Below are 18026 nucleotides of genomic sequence, written 5' to 3'. Positions count from 1 at the left end.
GAACATGACACAGATTTTCGACAACCCGGCAGACTTCGCCGATGAAGCGTTGGACGGCTTCGTTGCGGCCAACCGTGGCTATGTTGCCAGAGTTGATGGCGGCGTCGTCCGCTCCACTGAAGTCCCTGCCGGCCAGGTGGCGTTGGTGGTCGGCGGCGGTTCGGGACACTACCCGGCGTTCGCCGGACTCGTCGGACCCGGACTCGCGACGGGCTCGGCCTGCGGGAACATGTTCGCATCCCCGGCCGCAGGCCAGGTGTACCGGGTGGCCAAGGCTGCCAACGCCGGAGGCGGAGTCCTCCTGAGCTACGGCAATTACGCCGGCGACGTCCTGCACTTCGGCCAGGCCCAGCTCCGGCTCAACGCCGAGGGCATCGAAACACGCACGGTCACCGTCACGGACGACATCGCCAGTGCTCCGATCGGCGAACTCGGGAAACGCCGTGGCATTGCCGGTGACCTGACGGTCTTCAAGATCGCCGGTGCCGCGGCCGAAGCGGGACTGGACCTTGACGACGTCGAGCGTTTGGCCATCAAGACCAACTACCGGACCCGTTCGCTGGGTGTGGCCTTTGACGGGTGCACACTGCCGGGCGCCAAGGATCCGCTGTTCCACGTGCCGGCCGGACAGATGTCGCTCGGCCTCGGGATTCACGGCGAGCCCGGCATCTCCGAGCACCCGATGCCAACAGCATCCGAGCTGGCCGAACTTCTCGTCTCTAAACTCCTCAACGACAAGCCCGAGGACGCAGGTGACCGGGTGGTTGCCATCGTCAACGGACTTGGCACGGTGAAGTACGACGAACTCTTCCTGCTGTTCGGCAAGGTCGAGAAGCTGCTGACCGCGGCCGGGCTCACCGTCGTTGAACCGGAATGCGGCGAGTTGGTGACCAGCCTGGATATGTCCGGACTGTCCCTGACCCTGCTGTGGTTGGACGAGGAATTGGAACAGTACTGGGCTGCGCCTGCCGACACCCCGGCGTTCCGCAAGGGCAGCATGTCGCCCCGTGCACCTCGCGCTGACGCGGAAATCGACGACGCCCAAACGGCCGACGCAGAACAGACCACCTCGGCTGCAGCCGACCTCGGGCGGTTGGCTCTTGCCATCCTCGCCCAGGTGCGGGACGTTGTGGTGGACCATGAGGAAGAGCTCGGCAAGCTGGACGCCATTGCTGGAGACGGCGACCACGGAATCGGCATGCGCCGTGGCGTGGATGCCGCAGCGGCGGCCGGGGAAAGCGTGGCCGGTTCGTCTGCAGCACGCATCCTGACCACGGCCGGGGAGGCCTGGAGCGAACGCGCCGGCGGCACGTCCGGAGCCCTGTGGGGCTCGGCAGTTATCGCCGCCGGACAAGCACTGGGCAACCGGGATGCATACGCGGCGCAGGACGCAGCGGCCGCGGTCAATGCCTTCGTCCGCGCCATCACCGAACTCGGCAAAGCCGAGCCGGGGGACAAGACCATGGTGGACGCGCTCCTGCCGTTCAGGGACGCCTTCCAGACGGAGCTCGACGGCGGCGCTCCCGTTGACCGGGCCCTGGCGGTCGCCGCCGCGGCGGCCCAGTCAGCTGCCGCGAAGACCGCGGACCTGCGTCCCCTCAAGGGCCGGGCCCGTCCCCTCGCGGAAAAGAGCCTGGGCCATCCCGACCCCGGGGCAGTCTCCTTCGGGCTGATTGCCGCCAGGATTTCACAGTTCATCGATTCACAACTGGCCACGGTTGCCGCAGCCGGAGAGCTGTCGGCAACGGCCGGAAACGGAGCCCAAGCATGAGCAACACCCAAGGCTGGCGCATCGTCGTTGGCAATGACGAAGCCGGAGTCGAGTACAAGCAGGCACTTCTCGCCTTGCTGGAGGCGGACCCGCGCGTGGCATCGGTGACCGACGTCGGCGTTGGTTTCAACGACTCCACCGCGTACCCGCACGTCGCCGTTGACGCCGCCCGCAAAGTGGCCGAGGGGGAGGCAGACAGGGCACTCCTGATCTGTGGCACAGGGCTCGGGGTTGCTATTGCAGCCAACAAGGTCCCAGGAATCCGCGCGGTCACCGCCCACGACAGCTACTCCGTGGAGCGTTCGGTGCTGAGCAACAACGCCCAGGTCCTCACCCTCGGCCAGCGGGTGATTGGCTTGGAACTGGCCAAAAAGCTCGTAGGGGAGTGGCTCGACCACCGCTTCGACCACACCTCATCTTCCGCCGCCAAGGTGGATGCCATCTGCTCGTACGAGCCCGACTACACGAAGGCAGTCTGATCATGACCACTCCTGAAGCAACCGAAGGTTCCTCGAAGAACGCAGCCCGGAAGATCGCCGTCGTCGGCTCCGGCTACATGGGTGGCGGCATCGCCCAGGTCTTGGCTCTTGGCGGGGCGCGTGTTGCGCTGGCCGATGTCTCTGCCGAGATCGCGCAGAAGAACTTCGACCGCCTCCTGGTGGAGTCGGACCAGTTCATTGCCGACGGACTCTTCCCAGCGGGTTCCACGGAAATCCTCAAGCAGAACCTGTGGGCCGCCAAGGACATTGAGGAAGCAGTCGCGGACGCCGACTTCATCGAAGAAGCCGTTCCCGAAGTCCTGGAGATCAAGCACCAGACCCTCGCCCGGATCAGTGCCGCGGCCCGCCCGGACGCCGTGATCGGTTCGAACACCTCCACCATCTCCATTGGTGCGCTCGCGGAGGCCGTCACCAACCCGGAGCGCTTCCTGGGCGTCCACTTCTCCAACCCGTCGCCGTTCATTCCTGGCGTCGAGGTCATCCCGCACGCTGGCACCGCTGCCGCTACCGTCGCCGCCTCCCGCGAGCTGGTCCACGCGGCCGGCAAGCAGACCGCCGTCGTCAAGGACGTTACCGGTTTCGTGCTCAACCGCCTGCAGTACGCGCTCTTCCACGAAGCGGCGCAGCTGGTGGAGCAGGGCATCGCAACAGCGGACGACGTCGACACCCTGGTCCGTACGACATTCGGCTTCCGCTTGCCGTTCTTTGGTCCGTTCGCCATCGCGGATATGGCCGGTTTGGATGTCTACAACTTCTGCTACAAGTCGCTGCAAACAGGATTCCCGGAACGCTTCGCGACGCCGAAGATCCTGTCGGACCTGGTTGAGGCAGGCAAGCTCGGCACCAAGACCGGCGCCGGGTTCCTCAACGTCCCCGCCGAGCGCACGCCCGAACTCATCGCTTACCGCAACAAGGCCTACGTCGCTATGCAGAAGCTCATTGAAGAGCTCGGCCCGGCCCCCATCAACTAACCCTTCCTTCAGGAGTAAACACATGACTTTCCCCGCAGAACGCACCGCAATCGTCACCGGCGCCGTTTCCGAACGTGGCATCGGCCGCGCAACAGTCAACTACCTGGCCGCCCAAGGCTGGAACATCGGCATCATCGACCTGGATGACGCCGCCTGCAAGATCGCAGCCAAGGAAATCGCCGCGGAATACGGCGTCCAGGCCCACGGCGTTGGCGCCAACGTGGCCAGCGAGGCCGAGGTCCGCGCCGCCATTGACGAACTGGAGGCAGAATTGCCGCAGATCGTCGCCCTGGCCAATGTTGCCGGAGTCAGCTCGCCTGTTGGTTACCTCGAACTCGAACCGGCCGAATGGGACCGGGTCCTGAACATCAACCTCAATGGCGTCCACTACGCCACCCGCCGCGTGGCCGAGTCCATGGTCAAGAACCGCATCGGCCGCATCGTGAACATCTCCTCCGTTTCAGCCCAGCGTGGCGGCGGAACCTTCTCCAAGACCCCGTACTCGGTGGCCAAGGCCGGCGTCATCGGCCTGACCCGCGCAACCGCCCGTGAGCTGGGTGAGTACGACATCACCGTCAACGCCATTTCCCCCGGTCCCATCGACACCGACATCATGGGCGGCACCCTGAGCCAGGAACGCAAGGACGAACTCACCAAGGACCTTGTGGTGAACCGGGTGGGCTCCACCCGCGACATTGCTGCCGCCATCGCCTTCCTCATCAGCGAGGACTCCGGATACATCTCCGGCCAGACGCTGAATGTGGATGGCGGACTGTACATGCACTAGGCCCCCATGCGGACCTGGACAAGAGAACGCAAGATCTACCTTGCCGTGGGCATCCTTGCCTGCGCAGTGGGCATGGTGCTCATTTTCTTCCCGCGCTGACCGCGGCTGCATTAGTTGTTTCCTGTCACTCAAAGAGGAGTTTCAATGTCTGTTGCCACCAATTCCACCAAGGAGTTGCTGGATACGCCGGTCCTCAAATCGGCGATCTCCAAAGCGTCACGGCGGCTCATGCCGATGCTCGTCATCCTGTACGTGGTGGCCTTCCTGGACCGCACCAACGTTGGCTTCGCAGAAGCAGCGCTGGAAGTGGACAAGGGCATCACAGCGGGCGCCTACGCCCTGGGCGCGGGGATCTTCTTCATCGGTTACGCGCTGTTCGAGATCCCCAGCAACCTGCTGCTCACCAAGTTCGGGGCCAAGGTGTGGCTCGCCCGCATCGCCATCACGTGGGGCATCGTCTCGGCGTGTTTTGCTTTCGTGCAGGGCGAGACGTCGTTCATCATTCTCCGGTTCTTGCTGGGCGTCACTGAGGCCGGCTTGTTCCCGGGCGTCATCATGTTCCTGGCGGCGTGGTTCCCCAACAAGGTCCGAGTGAAGATGTTCGCCATCTTCTACCTGGCCCAGCCCTTCTCCCAGATGATGGGTGCACCGCTGTCCGGTTGGCTCATCAACATCGGTGACCAGGTCCCGGGCGTTGCAGGCTGGCAGGTGATGTTCTTCGTCGAAGGCATGCTGGCCGTCCTGGCCGGTATCGCCGCCTACTTCTTCCTGATCAACAGCCCACAGGACGCCAAGTTCCTGACCAAGGAAGAGAAAAAGGCGCTGTCCGACGTCATGGCACTCGAAGACACCGTCAAGGAGGAAACGGGTCCCCGGGGCGTCCTGGCCTCCATGCGGAACGGCCGCGTCTGGTACTTCACCGTCATCTACTTCTGCCTGCAGGTAGCGGTCTACGGTGTGACGTTCTACCTGCCCCAGCAGGTGGCGCAGCTGACCGGACAAAAGGTGGGCATCGCCGTCGGACTTCTTGCGGCTATCCCGTGGTTCTTCGGAATCTTCGCCTGCTACTTCATCGGCAAGGCCGCCAACACGGTGGCGCGTCGTCGCCGTTGGGGCACGGCACTGTTCATCTCCACGGGGCTCTGCATCTTCGGATCCGCGTGGGCGGGCGCCAACCAGCTGCCCGCGCTCGGCATCATCTTCATCACCTTGGCGGTGTGCAGCTTCTTGTCCACCGGTCCCATTTGCTGGTCGTATCCGACGGCGTTCCTCACCGGAACTGCCGCGGCTGCCGGCATCGGGCTGATCAACTCCCTTGGAAACCTGGGCGGGTTCGTCGCCCCGATCCTGCGCACCACGGTCAACCAGGTCACGGCCTCGGACACGGGAACCATGGGCGTCTACGCCTTGGGCGTCCTGCCTTTCGTCGCGGCATTGCTGATGTTCGGTACCAAGCGCTTCAGCAACAAGGCCGACGAACTGCTGGGCAAGTAGATCGTGATGCTCTCTGCTCCTGACACCCTGTTCATCGGGGTCAGCACCAAGATGTACATGGGCTACGCGCAGAGCCTGGCGTGGTTGGAGCAGCTGGTGGCAGAAGTGGACGCCCGTCCGGCCCTTGCGGCCGGGCGGGTGGTCCCGTTCGTGATCCCGTCCTTTCCGGTTTTGCCCGCAGCGGCGCGGATGCTGGAGGGCACATCCTTGGTGCTCGGCGCCCAGAACTGCGGCTGGTCTGATGGTCCGTGGACGGGTGAAGTTTCTCCGTCGATGCTTGCTGAACTCGGGGCTGGCCTGGTGGAAATCGGTCATGCCGAGCGGCGACGTTTCTTTGCAGAAGACGAGGCGATGATCGCGCTCAAGGTCAGCGCCGCCGTCGACTCCGGGCTGACGCCGCTGCTGTGTGTGGGGGAACGCGACGTCGGCGATCCGGAGGCGGCGGCTGATACGGTGTTCCGGCAGATCAAGGCAGCAGTGGCAGGTGACTGGTCCGTTGCCTCACAACTGGTTATCGCTTACGAACCTGTGTGGGCGATCGGTGCCCCGGAGCCCGCCTCAGCCGGGTATGTTTCGCGGGTAGCGGCCGCGCTACGGGAATCGCTGGGCCAGCACGGACTGGCAAGAATGCCCGTGGTCTACGGCGGATCGGCACAACCAGGCTTGTTGCCACAGCTGGACGGGGTGTCAGGGCTTTTCCTTGGCCGGTTCGCGCACGACGCCACCAACTTTGGCCGGGTCCTGGACGAAGCCCTGAGTTTTTGTACAGCAGATGCCCCTAAGACGCCTTCTAAAGGGCATTAGGTGTACAAAAACTCCGCTGGCAGAGGGCCACGAATCCGCCAAGGTTCTCCAGGCCTTCCGGATGCGTCGGCAGGTAGTTGGTAAGCTCCGGCGAACGCACGACGACGGCACGCCACTGCCCGCGCGAGACCGCCACGTTGATCCGGTTGCGGGACAGCAGGAATTCCATGCCGCGGGGAACTTCGCCAGCTGCCGACGCTGCCATGGAAACGATGACCACAGGTGCTTCCTGGCCCTGGAACTTGTCCACGGTACCCACACGCACCTTGCCCAGCCCTGCTGCCCTGAGCTCATGCTTGATGAGCTGGACCTGGGCGTTGTAGGCCGCGACCACCAGGATGTCTGTTTCCTCGAGGGGGCGGCAGTCCGGAGAGTCCGAAGGGTCCAGCCATTTCAAGCCCAGATGAGCCTGGACTTGCCGCACCACTTCGGCAGCTTCCTCGGGGGAAGCCGTCGAGTTGGCCGTATGCGGCACGTAAACGCAGGAAATACCCGGAGCCGCGCCCTCCACGGATCGTTCCTTCGCCGCAGGGGCAGCCTCGAGCCGATTGTCGTAGGACAGCTCGGAAACGGCGCTGCACAGCTCCGGATGCATGCGCCACGACAACGCCAGGAAATAGCCCAGATGTGCGGGCAACGTGTTGTAGCCCTCCGACAACCAGCCCAAAGCTGATTCATCAACCGGTTCCGGGTGCTTGCCCTGGGTGACCTGCGGAAGCTGCTGTGGATCGCCCAGCAGCAGGAGCCGTTTGGCTGCCCGGCTGACGGCCATGGTGTTGGCAAGCGAGAACTGTCCCGCTTCGTCGATGACCAGGAGGTCAAGCGAACCGGCCGGGACTTCCTTGCCCACCATGGTCCAGGCGGTGCCTCCGATCAGGGCCCCACCTGGCCGGGCCAGCAGCTCTTCGACGTCGCCCTTGGCACAGTTCGTCCAGGGCACAGGATCGTTGTGCTTGACATCCTTGGCCACGAGGCGGGGATCGACGCCGGCCTTCTCCACGGCAGCGCAGAGCATGTTTTCCACGACCGCATGGGATTGCGCCACGACCCCGACTTTCCACCCGTCGGCTACCAGCCTGGCAAGCACGTGGGCACCCACGTGGGTCTTCCCGCTGCCAGGTGGACCTTGGACTGCCACGTAGGAATGGTCCAGGTCCTTCACTGCCGCCGTAATGGCATCAATGTAGCCATCGGGGCCGGAGGGTATGGCTGGAAGGTGGGCCAAGGTGCGCAGCCGCGGCTGCTGCCGGCGGACCAGGTCCAAGGCCGGATCCTTGGGCCAGGAAGGCAACGATGCGCGGAGCTTGGTGGCCAACGCGGCCAAGGCGGCCCGCTGCCCATTCGTCTGAATCGGGCTGTCCGGGGTCAGCGCCATGGGGGTTTGTGTGAACTCCGTCGAATCGTTGCGTAGTTTCTCGGCGATGGTGACCGATTCGAAGTCTCCCTCTTCGCCGACGTCGATGACCTCCGTTCCAGCCCAACCCGCACGGCCGAGCACCGGGGATTCCTTGGCCGCCAACGCGTCCGGCAACGGGGATTGGTACATGCGGAAGTACTTCCTGCCGCGGTCCAGTCCGGCTCCGTCACCTGACCGGCCGAGCAGTTTCACGATCCGTGCAGGGTTGCTGCGAGGGGTTGGCTTGGCCCAGTCCTGCAGCAACTCGACGTGGTCCACGATGAAGAGATCGCGGGACTCGTCCCATTGCGAAGTCGGCTTTTCCAAGCGGTCGAAGTGCCCCCACCAGTGCTGCTTGTCCTCGCGGCGGTGATACCCGACTCCGGCGGCGACGATGCCGATGGCCCGGAAGTCCGACGGCGTCTGATCATCTTCGGGCAACCGGGCAAGGTAGTCGAAAAGGGCCTTCTCTTCCGGTGGTGCCTCGTACTTCTCCGGCTCGGCCTCTGATCGGGGCTCGTCCTCCACGGGGCCGCCCGGAACGATCGAGCGCTCCGCAGCACGGGCGAGCAGCCAGTTACGCAACTCCAGTGTTGAGAGGCAGTCGTATTCGTTGTAGTCCCGGATACCTTCGAGAATGGTGGCAGCTTGCTGGGCTTGGCCCGTGTCCCTGGCAGTGCAGAAGTCGGCGTAGGCAACCACGGAAGCACCGGCGTCGGTGACATCACCCGAGCGCAGATGCTGCCCCATGTAGAGGGGTTCCAGCTTCTTGATGCTGTAAGAGTTCTCGGAGACCCGGATGCTGTGCCGGACGGTGTCGTAGAGGTCCACCAGGACGCCTTGGCGCAGGAGGTCATCGACGGCGGTTTCGCCCACCACATGCGTCAGCGAAAGATTGCGAAGGGCCGTCTTTTCGTAGGCCGCGTAGTGGTAGATGTGCATTCCGGGGTAAATGGCGCGGCGCTTGGCAACGTATTCCAGGAAGTCCACAAACGCTTGGCCTTCCTCCACCCGCGAGTGCGCCCAGAACGGCCGGAAAACAGGCTCAGCGCCCGGTTCCACTGGGTTCTCGATAACCCCGAACAGATACTCGAGGCCCCACTTTCCGCTGGCGGGATCCTGCCAGAGGGGGTCTCCCTCGAAGTCGAAGAAGATGTCGCCCTGATCGGGAGCCGGGAGCCTTCCCAATGTGTTATCCGGGAGCACCTTGTAACTAACGGATTTGGCTTCACCGGTTTTGTCCGTGTAGTTGACGGTGCCGTCCGGGGTGCCTGTGCCGGTCTGGAGTTGGGCTTGCTCGCGGAGCCTGAGCAGCGTCGAGTCGCCAGTGGCCGGCATGGCTGCGAGCTGATCGATGGTGGTCACCCCGGTCTCGATCAGTTTCTTGCGACGGCTGATTCTCATGCCAGCCACCATGAGCAGATCCCTGTGCAGCTGGACCTGCTCGGCGCAGTAGTCACAGCGGCCGCAAGCGGAGAAACGGGTGTCGCCCCACTCCGCGGGGCCGGCCTCCGAAACATGGGCAGTTGTCATGCCGAGGAAGCGTTCCCGGCGTTCCTTGAAGACGGGGAGGATCTGTGCAAGTGGGTGGTCGCTGTGGACGCGGTTGCCCAGCACCAGGGTGACGGTTGGATCCGGGGTTATTCCGGCCTTGAGGAGCTGGTCTCCGTAGGCGGCAAGCTGCAAAAGTGCTGTGACCTTGGCATGGCGGGCCAGCTTGGTATCGAACACCGCATACAGTCCGCCGGGTTGCTTGACCAGAAAATCCGAGCGTCCGTGGAACTGGCCGTCGAAGAACGCGGCTTGGAATACTACATCCGCTCCGAGGCGCAGGGCGTGGACGGATTCCGCATGCTTGGCCGTCAGGGTGGCACGGTCCATCGAAGTGGCGGGGACGACGTCGTAAACGCCTTTTCCTGTTGCCGCGTCCCAGTGCCCGAATTCAGCCACGAACTCGTCCAGTACGCGATGTTCGTGTACGTCGCCCAGTTTGGCCGTGCGATCCAACATGGCGTCCGCCGCGAAGTCCGGTTTGGGTGACCGGCCGAGTTTTTCATCGAGTTTCCGGAGCAATTGGTATTCGCAGGTGGCCGCGATGACGAGGTCGCTGGCCGAGAAGACCAGGTCCTGCGGGGCGCCCGCTGTCTCCGGATCGAGAAAGAACACAGCGACCCACCTCTCTTCCAACCAATTGAACCAAGCCAGTTGAATCCTTGTAGCCAAGCTATCAGCGGGCACTGACAAAATAACTTCCGGCAAAGTAGCGTCGGGCCAACCTAGACTGCACCCATGACTGAAACAGCCCCCACCATTGACCCTGCTTTCGAAGCCGCGTACCAGGCCGCACAGAAGAGCCTCAGCGAGGGCGGCATTCCCATCGGGGCGGCCTTGGCCCGGGGCGGAGAAGTCATCGCCAGTGGCCACAACGAAAGGGTGCAGCACGGCGATCCGATTGCGCACGGCGAGATGTCCGCACTTCGTGCCGCCGGACGCCAAAAGACATACCGTGACACCACGCTCTACACCACGTTGGCGCCCTGCGCGATGTGCACGGGAACCATCATCCAGTTCAAGATCCCGCGCGTAGTGGTGGGCGAAGCCGAGACGTTCCCTGGCGAATTCGACCTCCTGCGTTCACGCGGCGTCGAGGTAGTGGTCCTGGACGATGCGCGCTGCGTGGACATGATGCGTGCATTCCAGGCAGAACACGCCGAACTGTGGGCCGAGGACATCGCTGAGTAGCCGCCGCGACTAAGCCGCGGCAAGGAGAGAGCGACGGCGGCACCAAGGGCGGGGTGCCGCCGTCGCCGGCTACAGAGGATCCATATACCAGCTAGCCATCCGACGGCTTTTTGGCAGGCTTCCTCGGAGCCGACCGGCGGGAACGGGCCGCCGGAGTTGATGGAATCAGTTCCTTGACTTGGGCCAGCACTGCGGCGTTGGCGCCACGGGTGCCCAGATCCTTGGCGAGGGTCTCGACCTCGGACTTCGCGGCCGCGGTACTGTCCGCTTTGGCGTGGAGTTCGGTACGCAGCTCCACCAGGCCGCGGTAGGCGAGGTTGCTTGCCGCGCCAGCGCCTTGCTGGTAGCTGGCCAGGCCGGCATCAGTCAGCGCCAGTGCACGCTCAGGGTCAGCGCTGTGGTGCTTGACCATCTTTTCGTCCTTGCGGCGGTAGAAGTCATCTCCCACGGACTGCGCGACGGCGGTGGCAGCCTTGACGCCCAAGGGCTCGCCACCGAAACGCCCGGCCGCCTCGGTCAGCGCGTCCAGGCCCTTGCTGAGATACGGCGACATGGAGCCCTCGAAAGCGAGGGTCAGGCCCACCTCGCGCGTGAAGAACTCCGGCGCGAACCGGTCCTCTTCACGGGTGACGGGAAAACCGACACGAAGAGGCAAGGTATTGGACGCTTGGACGATACCGTCCGTGGCATAGATGGCGCGGACCAGGTACTGCCCGGGCTCGTCGAAAGCGAAGCCTCCCACTCCGTAGGCGAGCTGGACGAGTTGGCTGTAGCGGTCGCTGCCGTCGTCGTCGCCCACCGGGGCAGGAGCCAGCGTTACGATCTCCGGAAGTCCGTAGAAGCAAACCACCGATTCATGCAGCACCACAGTTCCGTTGGGCTTCTGCACGTAGACCGTGGTGTTGCCGTACCGGGGATCGAGCCTGCCATCCACCATGACGGGCACGTCGGTGGTATTCCGCAACCGGAACTCGATGGACACGGGCTCCATGTAGTCGAAGTGGTCCTTGGCCGAGAGCGTCAGTTCAACGTCGCTGCCCGGCCCGGAGACCGTCATGGCGCCGGCAGGGGATTCCAGATGCCCGCCGGAGGCCCAGGGATCTCCACCCATGATCACGGAGGCCCGGTCACCGTGGCGCATGTGGAGGAGCTCGTCGTCGTCAAAGCGGAAACGGAAGTTGGCCCAGAAAGTGTCCGTGCCGTTGCGCTGATCGTATTTCCAGTCGTAGTTCATCCAGGACAGTGCATCCGGGCGGGCTTTGTCCCAGGCATGCAGGAAGTTGAAGGCGTGCCCGGCTTCGTGGACCCAGGTGTAGAGGAAGTGCCGCATGGCCCAGGCCTGATCCTGGGTGGTGGGGTTGGAGACAAGGTTGGTGAACCAGGAATGGTTCCGGAACACCGCAAAACCCTGGCGGTCGGGTCCGCGACCAGCGCCGCCAAAGCCCGCAGCGGCGTCGAACATAATGCCACCCACCCCCGCGCTGTCAAAGATGCCGGCCTGGATGCCCCACATGTTCCACGCGGGCCACCCCGAGTTGTACTTGCCGAACGAGGTTTCCATGGCGTCGTGGAGTTCGCCGACATTCCATGAAGCAAAGCCGGCGGCGCTGTCGTCGATGACTGTATGGACCGGATCGACGGTGACCGCGATTCCGGCGTCCTTATACGACGACTCGATGGTGATGGTTCGGTTGGGCAGGTCCGCGGGTCGGTTGTTGTGGGCGTGGCTGTTGTAGATGGGAACCTTGGGTTCTATGTCTACGGACGAGCAATAATCCAACTCCAGGTTCATGTCACGGAAGGCGTCCGAACGGTAGGTGCACGCGTAGGGCTGGCCGAGGACTCCGCCGGAAGTAAAGGTGGCAACAGCTCCCGTGACTGCGCCGTGGGACCACGACACCACAATGTCCACCGTGGTGGCAGGATGGGTTCCTTTCCAATAGCGGACGGTTCCGAGGATATGCACGTCGGTATCGGTGAACGTCACAAGGGGTGTGTCCACGATCCAGGACTCAACATAGGTCTTCACAAGTTGGTTGACCCCTGCCACCTTGACGAAGCGGGTGCTGTAGAAGTCACCGCTGACCTTGTTCATGACAGGAGACTGGACGCCGTCGCGGGAGTCGATATCCAAACGGAGGTCCACTGCGCTTCCGATGGGGCCGGGGTTGCCTTGAAAACCTTCATATCGCCCGCTGACCGCTGCGGGTCGCCGGCACCTCCAGAATTCCGTGGAGGGAAGGGACTGGACAGGTTCATGGGAGACGTCAGGGTTGTAGTAGGTGCTGGGGACGTTGGGGGTGTCCATGGGGAGATCTTTCTCGCTCTTCAAGCAGTCAATATGCGTTCGTTCATGGATCTGCACATGAACGGCATGACGGTTCAGGGCGAGGCGGGTGCGCGTGATGAGTGCTCAATATGAGTCCGAATGGCCAATGCCCAGAAGCCGTGTGTAACCCAAAATGAGGATACTCCAGCGAATGGATTATATCCAGAGGAATGGTGTTGTTTTCTGCCGTCCGGAAGGGGCTGGATCGTCTGGTCAGGTGTTCCCGCCGAGCGTAGGCTGGCATCATCGGCGCCCGGAGCCGAAGGACCCGTGCCGAAGGCCCCGCGTCGATGACCCCAATCGATGAAGGAGGACCCATGAGTGCCGTACGTGAATTCATGACGACGAATGCACAGTGCATCGCCGAGGATAAGACTCTTCAGGAAGCCGCCATGCTGATGAGGGACCTGGACTGCGGTTCACTTCCCATCTGCGGCACCGACGGCAAGCTCACCGGCTTCATCACCGACCGCGACATCGTGGTCAAGTGCTTGGCCGAAGGCAAGGATGCCCGCGAAGTCCTTGCCCGCGAGCTCGCAACCGGCAAACCGTACTGGGTGGACGCCGACGCCAACGTGGACGAGGCCGTCACCATGATGGAGGACCGCCAGGTTCGCCGCCTGCCCGTCATCAGCGACCACAAGTTGGTAGGAATCATCAGCCAGGGCGATATTGCCCGCAACCACTACGCAGAACAGCGCCTCGGCGAAATGGTGGAGCACATCTCCGCCAAGGAACACATGGCCCATTGAGGAACAGCAACCACGCTGAGCCCAGCAATCACGCTGAGCCCAGCAACCAATCCAGCCGCCGCGAGGCCTTCCTTAGAGGAAGGCCTCGCGGCCCGTTCCTTCACGCAGTACGAGTTCGCCTTCTTCGATGGAGACGATCAGGCTCTTTGGTTTTCCCACGAGCTTCTTCGTTGCGCTGAGTTTCCTGCTGCTGACTTCCACTCCCACCGTGGCGCCCTTGGCCGGCAGCTCCACAGTGACTTCGTCGGCCATCCCCAGCAACATTTTGGTGGAGATGCCGCGCTCGGAGACGGCTTCCTTGCCGTTGACGGTCACGGTGACGTCGTCGGAGACGAAGCCGTCCTGAAGGATGATGAGCAGTTCCTGCATGGTCCAACTACAGCACTAACGGCGCCGCCGGGATAGGGCTTCCCGATACCTCCCTTCGGAAACTGTCGGCCACGTGAGGCAAACTGTCATGGTGACTTCAAATCTCCAACACCAGTCAGCTGACTCCGCCATCCACGCCCAGATCGCCGCCGAGCTCGGCGTCAAGGCCTGGCAAGTCAAGGCCGCGGTGGAACTGCTCGACGCCGGATCCACCGTCCCGTTCATCGCCCGCTACCGCAAGGAAGTTACCGGGACGCTCGATGACACCCAGCTCCGCGACCTCGAAGAACGGCTCAGATACCTGCGTGAGCTGGAGGAACGTCGTAAGTCCGTGCTCGAGGCGATTGCCGCCCAAGGCAAGCTGACTCCGGAACTGGAAGCCGCCGTCGTCGGCGCTGATACCAAGGCACGTCTGGAGGACATCTACCTCCCCTTCAAATCCAAGCGCCGCACCAAAGCCCAGATCGCCCGTGAAGCCGGGCTGGAACCGCTGGCCGACGTCCTGCTCGCCAACCCGCAACTGGACCCGGCTGCTGAAGCCGCCAAGTACCTGAACGCCGAGCACTCCATCGACGACGCCACCATGGCGCTCGCAGGCGCCCGCGCCATCCTGGTGGAGCGTGTCGGGCAGGACGCCGACCTCGCCGAGGACCTCCGCGAACGCCTTTGGAAGCAGGGACGCATGGTGTCCCGCGTCAAGAAGGGCATGGAGGCCGAGGGCCAGAAGTTCAAGGACTACTTCGAGTTCACGCAGGTGCCCTCCGGCATGCCGTCGCACCGCGTGCTCGCGCTGTTGCGTGGTGAAAAGGACGGTGTCCTGGAGCTGGATCTCGCCGAGGCGGACCCGGCCGACGACGACGCCCTGGCCGCCGCCCGCGGGAAGTACGAGAACGCTGTGGCCAAGTGCCTCGGGGTCGCCAACCAGGGACGGCCCGCCGATACCTGGCTGACGCAGACGGCCCAGCTTGCCTGGCGGGGACGCATCCTGGACCGCCTCACCACCGACCTTCGCGGGCGCATGTTCGCCGACGCCGAAGATGAAGCTGTGCGCGTTTTCGCCGCCAATCTGCGCGATGTCCTGCTGGCCGCTCCTGCGGGCAACCGCTCCACGCTCGGCCTGGACCCGGGGCTCAGGACAGGTGTGAAGGTGGCCGTCGTGGATGGCACTGGCAAGGTGGTCACCACGGACACCATCTACCCGCACGCCCCTGCGAAAAAGTGGGACGAGGCGTTGGCCACCCTCGGCCGGCTCGCCAAGCAGTACAACGTGGAACTCGTCGCCATCGGCAACGGAACGGCTTCCCGCGAGACGGACAAGCTGGCCACGGAACTCATCAAGTCCCTCGAAGCTGCCGGATCCAAGGGGATCCAGAAGCTGGTGGTGTCCGAAGCCGGAGCATCCGTCTACTCCGCTTCAGCACTGGCAGCTTCTGAACTTCCGGGCATGGATGTCTCGCTGCGAGGTGCCGTGTCCATCGCCCGCCGCCTGCAGGATCCGCTGGCGGAACTGGTCAAGATCGAACCGAAGTCCATCGGTGTGGGTCAGTACCAGCACGACGTCACGGCCGCGAAGCTGGACCGTTCACTGGATGCCGTGGTGGAAGACTGCGTGAACGCCGTGGGTGTGGACGTCAACACGGCCTCGCCCGCACTGCTAAGCCGGGTGGCCGGCGTAGGGCCATTGCTCAGCGAGAACATCGTGGCCTACCGGAATGAGAATGGGCCTTTCGCCAAGCGCAGCGACCTCAAGAAGGTCCCGCGCTTGGGTGCGAAGGCCTTTGAACAGTGCGCCGGCTTCCTTCGGATCACCGGGGGAGCGGAACCCTTGGATGCCTCCAGCGTGCACCCGGAAGCGTACTCCGTGGCCCGCAAGATCCTGGTTGCAGCCGGAGGTGGACCCGCTACGTCCCTGGATCCGCAGGCGTTCGTCGATGGCACTTTCGGCCTGCCCACGGTCAAGGACATCATGTCCGAACTGGAGAAACCTGGCCGCGATCCGCGTCCGGCTTTCAAGGCGGCGTCGTTCTCGGAGGGCATCGAGAAGATTTCCGACCTCAAGCCCGGCATGATCCTCGAGGGAACCGTCACCAACGTGGCCGCATTCGGGGCCTTCGTGGACGTCGGAGTCCACCAGGACGGCCTTGTCCATGTGTCGGCGCTGTCCAACAAGTTCGTTTCCGATCCGCGTGAAATCGTGAAGTCCGGTCAGGTGGTCCGGGTCAAGGTCCTTGAGGCAGACCCTGAGCGTAAGCGCATCTCCTTGACGTTGAGGCTCGACGACGAACCCGGCACCGCGGGCGGCCGCGGCTCCGGTGGACGTGCTTCGGGTGGACGGGATTCCGGAGACAGGAATTCGGGTGGTCAGCGTGCCGGTGGTCAGCCGGGTCAGCGCGCCGGTGGTCAGCCCGGTCAGCGTTCCGGCCAGCCTGGCCAAGGGGCCCCGCGGCAGGGCCAGGGCGATCGTCGTCAGGGCGGCGCGCGGCCAGGCAAGCCCCAGCAGGCTCCGGAGCCCGCGAACACCGCCATGGCTGAAGCTCTGCGCCGGGCCGGTCTCGGCAAGTAGCTCCTACAGGCCCGCCGTCCTGGCTTCCCACGCCACTGCCTCCGAGGGCTGCAGCGCCGTGGGAAGCCAGCGACCGATGCGCTGGAAAGCCTCGCGCCGGATGGGTTCGGGGGACAGGAAGATGTCGTGGAACGCGTTCGGCAGCCGGCTCACGGTGACAGTGTCCGCCAAGGACAGCGAGCGGTGGGCGACGGCGTCGACATTCAACGCGACGTCGGCTGTGAGGGCGTCGGCTGACCATTTCGGTTGCAAATAGCTCTTGTCCGAGAGCATGACGAGCACCGGTACGTCGATGCCAAGGCCGGCCGCAACGGTGGCCTGCCCGCGGAACACGGCGTCAAGGAATGCAGGCGTAACAGGGAAGCCCCGGTCCGGCCGCCAGTCAAGGTTGTACTCCCATTCGCCGTCGAGCGTAGCTGATACGGCACGGGTGTAGATGCCCGGATCCACCGGCGGTAGGGGTGCCAGCGGGTGGAGCTTTGCGTGGAGCCCCACCAGGGGTGCAATCGCGCGCCTGCCGAGTTCCGTGGCCTGAAATTCCAGCCAGGGGCTATTGAGGATCAGGGCCGACGCCATGCCAGGGTGGCGGGATGCCCACAGACTGAGCGTGAGCCCACCGGTGGAGTGGCCCAGCAGAATGAGTGGGCGGTCCTCGCCAGGAACACCGGAGCGGCCCATGGCTGACAGGGCGGCCGCGATGTCGGCGTCGTAGTCGGCCAGGTTGGTGACAAAACCCGGAACGAGTCCCGGCGCCAGGCTGCGGCCGTAGTTGTGCAGATCCAGGGCGTGGAAGCGTGCACCGGCCCGGTGCCAGAATTCGGCGACGTGGCGCTGGAAGAAGTAGTCGGACCAGCCGTGCACGTACAGGACATCTGCGTCGAGGCCAACGCCATCCGGGGCATCCAACCATTGCGGGCCGGAGCCGAGATACCGGACCAGGGTGGCGACAGCACCGCCGTCGAGGTTCAGCGTCTGCTGCTCAAAGCCTTCGCCAAGAATGTCCGGGCTCCACGGCTGCGTCATGCGTCCTTTTCCTTCTGCCACGGCCAGCGGCCCGTGATTTCCAATTCAAGGGAGAAGCTAAGGAACGTCCGGATCAGCACGATGATTGCCAGGACGCCGACGCTTTCGAACGTTGGAGTCACCGCGACCGTGCGGATGATGTCGGCGGCCACCAGGAGCTCAAGGCCCAGGAGGATGGACCTGCCCAGCAGTTGCCGGTACGAGCGGTACGGGGAGAACGGCGTGAGCCCGCGAGCCCGTTTCGGTTGGTAGCCACGCAGGGCCAGGGGGACGGATACCAGGGCGCCGATCACCATGACTGCCACCCCGACGGCGTCCATGTACCGGCCGACTTCTTCGATGACGTGCTGGAAATCCATGGCCCTCCTCCATAGCTGCGTGCCTCCACCGTCTCACACAACAAATAGCGACGGGGGGGGGGCCCGGGGGGGGGGGGGACAAACACCCCGCGCCCGCCCGGGGGGGGGGGGGGGGGGGGGGGGCCCCCGCCCCGCCGCGGGGGGGGGGCCCGCCCCCGGGGGGGCG

The 18026-nt window shown here is 64.2% G+C and carries 14 protein-coding genes; 9 read left to right on the top strand and 5 right to left on the bottom strand.

Annotated elements, in window-relative coordinates; genetic code table 11:
* Positions 1–4 precede the first annotated feature (4 nt).
* The 6 genes from dhaL (at position 5) to LN996_RS15175 (ending at position 6327) form a co-directional block, all read left to right on the top strand.
* Positions 5–1771 (top strand): dihydroxyacetone kinase subunit DhaL, encoded by a 1767-nt coding sequence (dhaL, locus tag LN996_RS15200; protein ID WP_231341201.1) that lies wholly within the window; start codon positions 5–7, stop codon positions 1769–1771.
* Complete coding sequence (locus LN996_RS15195; RefSeq protein WP_231341200.1) at positions 1768–2250, top strand: ribose-5-phosphate isomerase; 483 nt, start codon at positions 1768–1770, stop codon at positions 2248–2250. The genes dhaL and LN996_RS15195 overlap by 4 nt, the downstream gene beginning before the upstream one ends.
* 2 nt (positions 2251–2252) lie before the next feature.
* Positions 2253–3242 carry a 3-hydroxyacyl-CoA dehydrogenase family protein gene (locus LN996_RS15190; protein WP_231341199.1) on the top strand — a complete coding sequence of 330 codons (990 nt, stop codon included), beginning with the start codon at positions 2253–2255 and terminating at the stop codon, positions 3240–3242.
* A gap of 22 nt (positions 3243–3264) precedes the next feature.
* Positions 3265–4029, top strand: coding sequence for an SDR family NAD(P)-dependent oxidoreductase (locus tag LN996_RS15185; protein ID WP_017197721.1), 765 nt, complete (start codon positions 3265–3267; stop codon positions 4027–4029).
* Between the two features lie 144 nt (positions 4030–4173).
* The gene (locus LN996_RS15180; RefSeq protein WP_231341198.1) at positions 4174–5523 is read left to right on the top strand and encodes an MFS transporter; all 1350 of its coding nucleotides are present in this window, start codon (positions 4174–4176) and stop codon (positions 5521–5523) included.
* Positions 5524–5529: 6 nt separating this feature from the next.
* The gene (locus LN996_RS15175) at positions 5530–6327 is read left to right on the top strand and encodes a triose-phosphate isomerase family protein (RefSeq protein WP_231341197.1); all 798 of its coding nucleotides are present in this window, start codon (positions 5530–5532) and stop codon (positions 6325–6327) included.
* On the opposite strand, the gene LN996_RS15170 is transcribed toward LN996_RS15175, so the two are convergent.
* The gene (locus LN996_RS15170) at positions 6314–9889 is read right to left on the bottom strand and encodes a TM0106 family RecB-like putative nuclease (protein WP_231341196.1); all 3576 of its coding nucleotides are present in this window, start codon (positions 9887–9889) and stop codon (positions 6314–6316) included. The genes LN996_RS15175 and LN996_RS15170 overlap by 14 nt on opposite strands.
* A gap of 123 nt (positions 9890–10012) precedes the next feature.
* Here LN996_RS15170 and LN996_RS15165 point away from each other — a divergent pair, with 123 nt between their 5' ends.
* A complete protein-coding gene (locus LN996_RS15165; protein WP_231341195.1) occupies positions 10013–10465 on the top strand; it encodes a nucleoside deaminase in 453 nt (150 codons plus the stop codon).
* Between the two features lie 91 nt (positions 10466–10556).
* Here the strand turns inward: LN996_RS15165 and LN996_RS15160 are convergent, their stop codons facing one another.
* Positions 10557–12773, bottom strand: a complete 2217-nt coding sequence (locus tag LN996_RS15160; protein WP_231341194.1) for a hypothetical protein — start codon at positions 12771–12773, stop codon at positions 10557–10559.
* Between the two features lie 338 nt (positions 12774–13111).
* Here LN996_RS15160 and LN996_RS15155 point away from each other — a divergent pair, with 338 nt between their 5' ends.
* Complete coding sequence (locus LN996_RS15155; RefSeq protein WP_231341193.1) at positions 13112–13546, top strand: CBS domain-containing protein; 435 nt, start codon at positions 13112–13114, stop codon at positions 13544–13546.
* Positions 13547–13618: 72 nt separating this feature from the next.
* Here LN996_RS15155 and LN996_RS15150 read toward each other — a convergent pair whose 3' ends face one another.
* On the bottom strand, positions 13619–13915 hold the full coding sequence (locus LN996_RS15150; protein ID WP_231341192.1) for a hypothetical protein: 297 nt from the start codon (positions 13913–13915) through the stop codon (positions 13619–13621).
* Between the two features lie 88 nt (positions 13916–14003).
* Between LN996_RS15150 and LN996_RS15145 the strand changes: the two genes are divergently transcribed.
* The gene (locus LN996_RS15145) at positions 14004–16478 is read left to right on the top strand and encodes a Tex family protein (protein WP_231341191.1); all 2475 of its coding nucleotides are present in this window, start codon (positions 14004–14006) and stop codon (positions 16476–16478) included.
* 3 nt (positions 16479–16481) lie between these two features.
* Here the strand turns inward: LN996_RS15145 and LN996_RS15140 are convergent, their stop codons facing one another.
* Together LN996_RS15140 and LN996_RS15135 are read right to left on the bottom strand one after the other, a co-directional pair.
* Positions 16482–17501 carry an alpha/beta hydrolase gene (locus LN996_RS15140; RefSeq protein WP_231341190.1) on the bottom strand — a complete coding sequence of 340 codons (1020 nt, stop codon included), beginning with the start codon at positions 17499–17501 and terminating at the stop codon, positions 16482–16484.
* The gene (locus tag LN996_RS15135; protein ID WP_231341189.1) at positions 17498–17860 is read right to left on the bottom strand and encodes a DUF1622 domain-containing protein; all 363 of its coding nucleotides are present in this window, start codon (positions 17858–17860) and stop codon (positions 17498–17500) included. The genes LN996_RS15140 and LN996_RS15135 overlap by 4 nt, the downstream gene beginning before the upstream one ends.
* Positions 17861–18026 lie beyond the last annotated feature (166 nt).

It is taken from the genome of Arthrobacter sp. AK01 (assembly GCF_021109375.1).
Lineage (GTDB): Bacteria > Actinomycetota > Actinomycetes > Actinomycetales > Micrococcaceae > Arthrobacter.
Note: the sequence above shows the minus strand (reverse complement) of the source record. Positions and strands in the feature narration are given on the sequence as shown.

Coding starts and splice junctions, on each gene's coding strand:
- LN996_RS15190 (WP_231341199.1), top strand. CDS start 2,253: ATGACCACTCCTGAAGCAACCGAAGGTTCCTCGAAGAACGCAGCCCGG.
- LN996_RS15135 (WP_231341189.1), bottom strand. CDS start 17,860: ATGGATTTCCAGCACGTCATCGAAGAAGTCGGCCGGTACATGGACGCC.
- LN996_RS15185 (WP_017197721.1), top strand. CDS start 3,265: ATGACTTTCCCCGCAGAACGCACCGCAATCGTCACCGGCGCCGTTTCC.
- LN996_RS15195 (WP_231341200.1), top strand. CDS start 1,768: ATGAGCAACACCCAAGGCTGGCGCATCGTCGTTGGCAATGACGAAGCC.
- LN996_RS15160 (WP_231341194.1), bottom strand. CDS start 12,773: ATGGACACCCCCAACGTCCCCAGCACCTACTACAACCCTGACGTCTCC.
- LN996_RS15150 (WP_231341192.1), bottom strand. CDS start 13,915: ATGCAGGAACTGCTCATCATCCTTCAGGACGGCTTCGTCTCCGACGAC.
- LN996_RS15175 (WP_231341197.1), top strand. CDS start 5,530: ATGCTCTCTGCTCCTGACACCCTGTTCATCGGGGTCAGCACCAAGATG.
- LN996_RS15155 (WP_231341193.1), top strand. CDS start 13,112: ATGAGTGCCGTACGTGAATTCATGACGACGAATGCACAGTGCATCGCC.
- LN996_RS15140 (WP_231341190.1), bottom strand. CDS start 17,501: ATGACGCAGCCGTGGAGCCCGGACATTCTTGGCGAAGGCTTTGAGCAG.
- LN996_RS15165 (WP_231341195.1), top strand. CDS start 10,013: ATGACTGAAACAGCCCCCACCATTGACCCTGCTTTCGAAGCCGCGTAC.
- dhaL (WP_231341201.1), top strand. CDS start 5: ATGACACAGATTTTCGACAACCCGGCAGACTTCGCCGATGAAGCGTTG.
- LN996_RS15145 (WP_231341191.1), top strand. CDS start 14,004: ATGGTGACTTCAAATCTCCAACACCAGTCAGCTGACTCCGCCATCCAC.
- LN996_RS15180 (WP_231341198.1), top strand. CDS start 4,174: ATGTCTGTTGCCACCAATTCCACCAAGGAGTTGCTGGATACGCCGGTC.